At 55.4% G+C, this 8,154-nt stretch carries 4 protein-coding genes; all 4 read right to left on the minus strand.

Going from position 1 to position 8,154, the window contains the following annotated elements:
* On the minus strand, nucleotides 1-819 hold an 819-nt coding region (locus M0974_RS02190; protein WP_297832120.1), incomplete at its 3' end, for a GNAT family N-acetyltransferase.
* Between the two features lie 144 nt (nucleotides 820-963).
* The gene (locus tag M0974_RS02195; RefSeq protein WP_297832123.1) at nucleotides 964-5,967 is read right to left on the minus strand and encodes an NEL-type E3 ubiquitin ligase domain-containing protein; all 5,004 of its coding nucleotides are present in this window, start codon (nucleotides 5,965-5,967) and stop codon (nucleotides 964-966) included.
* 120 nt (nucleotides 5,968-6,087) lie between these two features.
* Nucleotides 6,088-7,209, minus strand: a complete 1,122-nt coding sequence (locus tag M0974_RS02200) for a beta-ketoacyl-ACP synthase III (protein WP_297832126.1) — start codon at nucleotides 7,207-7,209, stop codon at nucleotides 6,088-6,090.
* A 157-nt stretch (nucleotides 7,210-7,366) separates the two neighbouring features.
* Nucleotides 7,367-8,154, minus strand: a 788-nt coding sequence (locus M0974_RS02205) for a DUF3418 domain-containing protein (protein ID WP_297832129.1), incomplete at its 5' end; no start/stop codon positions are given.

Consider the following 8,154-nt stretch of genomic DNA (forward strand, 5'->3'; position numbering starts at 1 on the left):
TACCAGACTGAAGGCCATCGCCACCGGCCGTGCCCCTTGCTTGGCAAGCACCACACGAATCGCCTCAGGCATGCGCTCAGCCAACAGGCTGAAGAACTCCCGCGTCAGGTAAGGCGATTGGCGGCGCACCGCATAGGTATTGGCATAACAGGCGTACACAAAGTCCCATTGCGCCTCGCTGAGTTCGTGCCCCTCCAGCCACTCGAACTCAATGCCCTGCCCCGCCACCTGCTCACGCTCTTTGCGCATTTGCTTGCGCTTGCGCGAACTCAAGGCATCGAGAAAATCCTGAAAGTCCCGATAACTGCGATTTTGCCAATGAAACTGACAGCCCAAGCGCTGCATCCAACCCGGCTCTTGTGCCAGCAACACGTCAGCCACCGGATCGGTGAAGTTGATGTGTACGCTTGAAAGCGCTTCAATTTCAATGTAACCGGGCAGGCTCTGCAACAGATCTATCGCCGCTTCGGGCGTGGCCGACAATAAACGCGGGCCACTCACCGGGCTGAACGGCACCGCGACCAACAACTTGGGGTAATACTCAATACCCGCACGCTCACACGCTTGGGCCCAGCCGTGATCGAACACGTATTCACCGTAGGAGTGCCACTTCCGATAGCCGGGTAGCGCCGCAATCAGCGTGCCGTCTTCGTAATGCAACAGGTGCTCTGCACTCCAACCCGACTTCGGGCCAAGGCTGCCACTGTCTTCCAGCGAACTGAGGAACGCATGGCGCAAAAAGGGCTGGGCGCTAGGCACCAATGCATCCCATAGCTCCGGAGCCAGCGCCGAAAGACTGTCCAAACGTTGTAGCGGCATCAGCATTCCCCAAACGTTATTGCCAGCAAGCCTGGCGAGTATCGCGCATTCGCGGAACAAGCCGAAATAAAACCCGATGCGCTGCCAAACTTGCCCCAATACACTGCGTTCATTCACTGGATGAAAATGCGTTACATCGCCTGATCAAAGCGCCGTACTGACCTCCCCTATAGCCTCCTTCGCAATGATCTCCCTCGTCAATTGCAGCGCTAATACGTTGGTAGCAAGGGTTCTTTGCGTTCGGATCAATTCTATTTGCGCCATATACTCATCGGTACGCAACGTCGCGAAGGCCCGATCGTCAAGGTCGTTCAGACGTTCATGAAAGGGTGCCTGAACCGATTCAAAGCGTGCGGCGTAATGCGTCTGCAAATACTCCATCCAAAAGTCCCGGGCGATCAGGGCGTTCAAAAAGGCAGGCGTTCTCTCCCTTTGCAACACCTGCTCCTCGGCGGCGTCGATTGCCTGTTCGGTCACCCCAGCTAAACGGCTGAACAACATGCCCCGTGGCTGAAGGGGTAATTTCAGCCGTTGCGCGAGACCTATGCGATAAGCCAGCCGAACCTCCGCCGGATCAAGCGGTGGGTAGCCAAGCGACCGGGTGGCAATCTCCTCCCGAGCAATTTTTTCGACTTCATCAAGTCGTTCCAGCCCCCTGGCCAACTGGAACAACTCGGTCTCCTGCGCGCCAACGCGTGCCGACGCCATGACGTTGAAAACCAGTACGCGGATTTCCAAATCATTAAACACCAGCATGATCCCGTCGCCACAGGTTTGCGGGTGCGCCGCCAAGGTGAACAATTCGTCGCGTAACGCGCCATGTGCAGCGGCTGATTCTAAAACGGTCCAGACACGCTGGGTAAGCAATTGCCGACTGGCCTGATAATCGGCGGACTCTGCCAGATCATTCAGCACCCTGAAAAAATCAGAGCTGTCAGGCTCGGCCTGCAGATCATTCCAAACAGTAAGTCTGACGGGTCGTTCTTCATCAGAGGCTTCCGACAGCCATAGGGCAAATGGCGACAATTGCGCCTCAGCATGTGGCCGATCATCAGTGATGCCCATGATCCGCATAGCATCGTTACTCAGCACTCGCCGCGCCCTGTCGCGGGTACCTTCGCTGAGCGGGTTATCGTGCAGTTGAATACGCCGGTAGATCGCCCTTGCGTCCTGGAAAATCGCCTCGGAAATATCCTCAATCCGATTATTACGCGCATCCAGGATGATCAGGTTGACGCAATCGCCTAGGCCCACAGGTAACGCGTCAATGCCGGTTGCTCGTAGGCTGATCCTGACTATCCGGCGCATGCCAGTCACATCCAACAGCGGCCCAACGGGGCAATGATTCAGATTGAGCGTTCGCAACTGCAGTAGGCCTTGCAGACGACTGACTGAAAGTTGATCCAGTACCAACGGATTGCCACGCAGAGACAGCTGTTCAAGGGCAGTATGTGCACTCAAGGCTTCTGGAATAGAGGTGAGATCATTGCCCCGCAGGTATAACTCGCGCAAATCGCTGAACTGCCCCAGCAGTGTGTTGGTCTCGCCTGCATCAAGACCAATATGGTTGATGTAAAGTGCTCGGACATGGTCGAAACGGGCCGTCAAAACGGGCAGTTCACCGATGGCTAGCCAGTTTAAATCAAGCGAATAGCCGAGGAATCGCCCTCTTTCGGAATAATATTTAGGACTGAGTCTTTTCCAGCAGTTTTTGATTCTCGTCGCAGCGAGGCGCCTGTCTTCCTCAACCCCAAACCGAACCCTATTGCCTCTGACTCGCGGCTCAGAAGGTGCACTCACCCAGCGATCGAGGGTAGCGTCAAGTTGCTCGTATTGGATTTCCAGAGCACGAATCTGCCCTTGGATATAAATCGACAAGTCGTTGGAGTGCCCTGTGTAACCTGCACGCAACGCGCTGAGAAACAACCTGACCTCGGCCTCCTCCATGCCGGGAAAAAGGCTTTTCACTGCCAGCTCAGCGGAGTGATTTCTGGCTCCGAGTCCGAAGCGGGAAAATAATCGTCTAAACCTTCCACTCAAGGGATAACCCAGGCGACCGTCGGCCAGGCGTTGCGGCCATTTGAAGCCGGGTTTTATTTTTTGCATACCCAAGGCCAAAGCAACCGTCTCTCGCTGCCCGACTGCGATGTCCCCCAAGGCTTCACGCAGTGCTGACTCGGTAGCGGCGCTCGACAAGCCAATGGCCGCTCGTGCATCGGATGGAAGAGCCTGCAACACGGAGCTGAAAAAGGAATGATCGCCACTGTCGATGGAATTGCCGATGCTGTCTAACGTTTGATAACGCTGGCCGGACTTCACCAATACCCAGCGCATAGCCGCAGTCTGGTAATCCCCCACGCTGGCGAGTAGCTCACCGGAAAAAGTACCCTCGCGGACCTCAAGCGCCAGGTTTTCAGGCCAGCCAGGCAAGCGCGATAATAAACTCATGCCTGCGGTATCAAGATCCGGAGAATCGCCGCCCTTGAAGTAGAAGCCCTCGTTGACACGATTCAAGCGCAGTTGCTGCTGATATTCCCGCGCCTGTTCCGCCATGCGCAGCGGCAAGCGCGAAGACAGGCTCATCTGAGCGATTTCCTGGGCGCTGGCCGACTCAAGCATTTCATTGGCCACACCTGTCGGAAGTGCCGGAAAATCGCGCTGGATCAGTTTTACTGAAGGCCCGTCAGCAGCCGTGTTGGCCTGGTAAATACCGTCATGCAAGGAGCGACTTCGCAGCGTTGCAACCTCGGCAAGCTGCTCTGCTAAACGGCTGCTCTGGCTTTGCCGTCTGGGGTTGTAGTCACCCAGCAGCGTCTCGACCTCGGCGGGTGTCAGCGAGGTCAGGGTCGAGGTGATGACATCGTCCATTTGTCCTGGAAGATACGTCAGGTCAATCGCCGGTAATGCGGAGCCAGCCGTGCCGAACACTTGCAGCTCGACACCCTGCGAATCGAGCAAACGCAGTGCCCGCGCTTTCGGCCATCCAGGCAAAAACGTCAGCAGCTCCAGGTAACAGTTGATGTTTGGCAGGTCGATCTCATGCAAGTTACCGCTGTTCATTACCGCAATGAAGTCATCTATTTGCTGTTCAATCTGGAATCTGGAGATCGAATCGCTTAACAACGCGGGCGGTTTGATGTTATCCATGTGCAGCCGGCGCAAGAGCGTTTCATCGGCCTGTGTGACCGCCATGACGCGCTCGATGGTTTGCTCGGAGGTTCCGTTGAGCCCTGGGTGCAGGCGTTTAAATAACGCGTGCAGGTCCCACCCCATAGGGTTTTCGCCCTCATGGCGCCAAGCGCCCGCGCCGTTATGAGTGAGAACAGGTGAATACCGGTCAGCGTTAGTCGGGTGTTTGAGCCGCCATTTTTTCAAAGCACTGTCGAACTCGATTCGGTAGAACTTACCCGCCAATGGCAAATAACTTTTGCCGTCGAACTCAACCCGAGACTCGGCGTTAGACATCACCCAATTAGGCAAGGTGAGTTCCTGCTGGAACGGGGTCAGATCAGCTTTCCAGAGTCGGGGCTGACCATTTTTCAGCTTTACCGACACCATATTTTCAATAAATGCCGACGGTGCGCTAGCAACGGAGGAAGCCTGAGTGCTGGCTATAGCGCCCATTGCTCCCGCAAGCGCAATACTTTCAGCGGCACCGAACAGGTGACTGAACGCCTCGTCGATTTCGCCGTCCTCCCACTCCTCAATCCCGATAAAGATATCGGACAACACTTGCTCTACGGCTATTACCGCCATTGCTGCGCCCAACACCGGAATAAAAAAAGACGCAATATTAAGCAGATCCAGGCCTGCCGATTCATAGGCCTGCAGCCGTTTCATACGGGTTTTTTGGTCCTCCTCGCCCGTAGGAACCGCCAGCACCCGCGAGTCCTCATACGTCTTGAGTAACAGATGCTGGTACAGCATTTGAAACGGCGCCGGCGAGTACGCAAACTTCTCCAACGATAGCTCCGCCTGCTCATCAAATAACCGGCTGCGCAAGCCGGTACTCAGGGGATTGCCATCCAGCGGACGCAGCGGCATAAGCCGCTCATTAAGCCTTTCGAAAAACCGTTGGTGTTCACGCAAACTGATGAAACGTCGGAAATACTGTTGGTAAGCGCCGACCGAGAGCTTTCGGCGTAGCGTGTCAGTAAAGGCTTTGAACGACACATATTCTTTGAGCGGGTGCACAGGCTCCCCCGGCATGTACACCAGGCACGGCAGGGCTTCGTCGTCTTTATCGGGCTCGATAAACATCGCGCCTAATAACATATTCCCGTGTTCGCCGATGGAGTCCAGCATCCGCAACCAGCCATGGCGAACTGGCTCTAAGCCCCACATCGGGGTGCTTCCCGGCGTGGTCAATGCCAATAACATTTCGTAAGCCGCCTGGGAGATATGTTTTTTCATGAGCGCGATGTGCGCCAGCACTTGAACACTGTCTTGCTCACTGCGCTGAAACTTGCCTGCAACCTCAAGCGCCCGCTCGTCAGCCGACTGCTCCGCCAAAGCGGGCGGTTTAAAAACGCTGTCTAGATGGGTTTGATAACGGGCGCCTAAATCAAGCCCGCGACACATCTCGGCAAATTGAGCAGGCTTGATCCCGATAACCCCGGTGTAACGAAAACGAAACCGGGGATAGCGGCCGTTGACGCCTGTCCCGGCAACCATTTGCAGTTGCAAGCCGTCGTCGGGGAGCAATGCAGCGCCGCGCTCAAATCCGCCCTCTTGCGCTTCGAACGCTTCGAAGTTCTGCAACGCTGCATGCAGCAGGCTTTGCCTAAACGGGCGACGTTGATCCATACCCATGAACGTTTGAGTGTGCATGGTCACCAAATCGTTCTTGTGCAAATCCAGACGAAAACTGAAGGTGTCAACCAACTGCTGTTCCAGCAACGGTTCGGCAAAGGCTTTAACCGATTTTAATTTTTTACGCAGTGGTTCCACGTCGCGTCGAGAAAACAAACTGAACAGTTGGCTTTTGCGCAACGCCGCGCGGAGTTCCGTGGAGGCACCGCTGTACCAGGCAGGAAGACGACTTTTTATAAACCCATGATTGGCTCGATGGTCCTTCCACGAAGCGAACACACCATCGTCAAGGTCGGTTGCAGGTTGAACAGGGGAACTGATGATTAAATCGGACATCGGACAAAGCCTTATTACAACTGGGGAAGTTGTTCAGGCTATGTGCTTGAAGGGGTCATTCAGCCATAACAAGGTAGCACCCGGGCCGTTTATGCCCGGGTGTCCACCGACAAATGTAGATTAACGTTTACGCAGAATCACGCTGCCAATCGAATACCCGGCGCCGAAAGAGCTGAGCACCGATAACGCGCCCTTGGGCAAGTCGTCCTGGTATTTATGAAAAGCGATAACCGACCCCGCCGAGCTGGTATTGGCATAGGTATCGAGAATCACCGGGGCTTCTTCTATCGTGGCTTCGCGACCCAGGAGTTTTTTCACGATCAGGTGATTCATGCTGAGGTTGGCCTGATGCAGCCAGAAGCGCTTGATATCACCGACGTTCAAGTTATTTTCCTGCAAATGGGTCGCGATGAGTTCAGCAACCATCGGGCACACATCACGGAAAACTTTGCGGCCTTCTTGAACGAACAGTTTGTCTGGAGCGCCAATGCCCTCTTCCGCCGCTCGGTTGAGAAAGCCGAAGTTATTGCGGATGTTATTGGAAAACTTGGTCAACAGTTTGGTGCTGACGATATCGAACTGGTGTTCGGACGTTGCCAGATCAGCACGCTCGACAACCACTGCAGTGGCGCCGTCGCCGAAAATGAAATGACTGTCGCGGTCACGGAAATTCAAGTGGCCGGTGCAGATTTCCGGGCTGATGACCAATACCGCGCGGGCCTGGCCCAGTTGCACAGTGTTGCTCGCTTGCTGGATACCAAAGGTGGCAGATGAGCAGGCAACGTTCATGTCGAAGCCAAAACCCTGAATGCCCAATGCTTCCTGAATCTCGATAGAGATCGCTGGATAAGCACGTTGCAGGTTGGAGCAGGCAACGATGACGCCATCAATATCGGCCGCAGTTTTGCCTGCACGTTGCAGCGCTTGTTCAGCGGCCGCAGCGCCCATCTGACAGAGGATTGACCACTCGTCATTGGAGCGTTCCGGCAAACGCGGGGCCATGCGCTGTGGGTCGAGGATGCCTTCTTTGTCCATGACAAAGCGACTTTTTATGCCTGAGGCTTTTTCGATAAACGCCGCGTTGGATTCAGTCAGGGCCTGAACGTCGCCGCTCTCGATGGCGGCTGCGTTATCGGCGTTGAACAGCGCAACGTAGGCATTGAAAGACTGCACCAGTTCATCGTTGGAAATGCTGTTGGCTGGGGTAAAAAGGCCAGTGCCACTGATGACGACGTTATACACGGTCGTTCCTCTCTTATTTGATCGTCTGGACAACGACCTGCTGGGCATGAGCATTGGCACAATCGTGCCAATACGAAAAGTTAGACGCGAAGTGTGCCATAACGGACCTGTTTTCGCGCTATAGGGGCAGTTTAATGGCTGAAGGCCGTCGGTAAAATTAACCGTCGACCTGGCTCCACTGCTTGCTCAGACGTTTATCGGAGATAGGCACTTTAGTACCGAACTGCTGAGCGAACAGCGACACCCGATATTCCTCCAGCCACCAGCGATACAACACCAACTCATCGTCACGCTTGCCTTCCTGCGCATGCTTGTTTGCCCGCGCCTGATACTGAGTCCATAAACCCGCCAGCTCACCGCTCCAGACGCGATCTTTCTGCGCCTGGGCCGGAAGTTTCTCCAGGCGCATTTCAATGGACTTCAAATAGCGTGGCAACTCTTTGAGCCATTGCATGGGTGTTTCGCGGACAAAACCCGGATACACCAGATGACTCAGCTGCGACTTGATGTCGTTAAGCGCGACGGCCTGTGCCAAATCAATCTTGCCCTTGAAGCGCTTTTGCAAGCCGTGCCAGACAGTCAGGATTTCCAGCGTCAGCTTGGCCAGCCTCTCGGCGTGTTCAGTCCAGCCGCCGCGTTTACGTTCTGCCAGCCCGGCCAGTCCGGCGCCGTCGCGCGGCAAGTTGGCTTCGCCATCAAGAATGCAGTTGTCGAGGCTGGCCAGCAGGATGTCTTCGACCAAACCGTCGACGCGCCCCAATTCGCGGTGCAGCAACGCCAATTCAGTTTGGCCCGGCAACTTGCCGCGCAAGAACTTGGCAGGCTCAGCCAGTTGTTGCAGCAGTAACCGCTGCAACGCGCGACGGTGCTGGAACTCGGCCTCGGCAGGCGTGGAAAAGCGTCCTTCCTTGACGGTGCCCGACTCTTCAACCAACGCGGGATACA

Origin of the sequence: Pseudomonas sp. (assembly GCF_026224925.1) — a bacterium.
GTDB lineage: Bacteria > Pseudomonadota > Gammaproteobacteria > Pseudomonadales > Pseudomonadaceae > Aquipseudomonas.

What these genes read in the sequence shown, in the direction of transcription:
- M0974_RS02195 (WP_297832123.1), bottom strand. Translation starts at nt 5,967, where the DNA reads ATGTCCGATTTAATCATCAGTTCCCCTGTTCAACCTGCAACCGACCTT.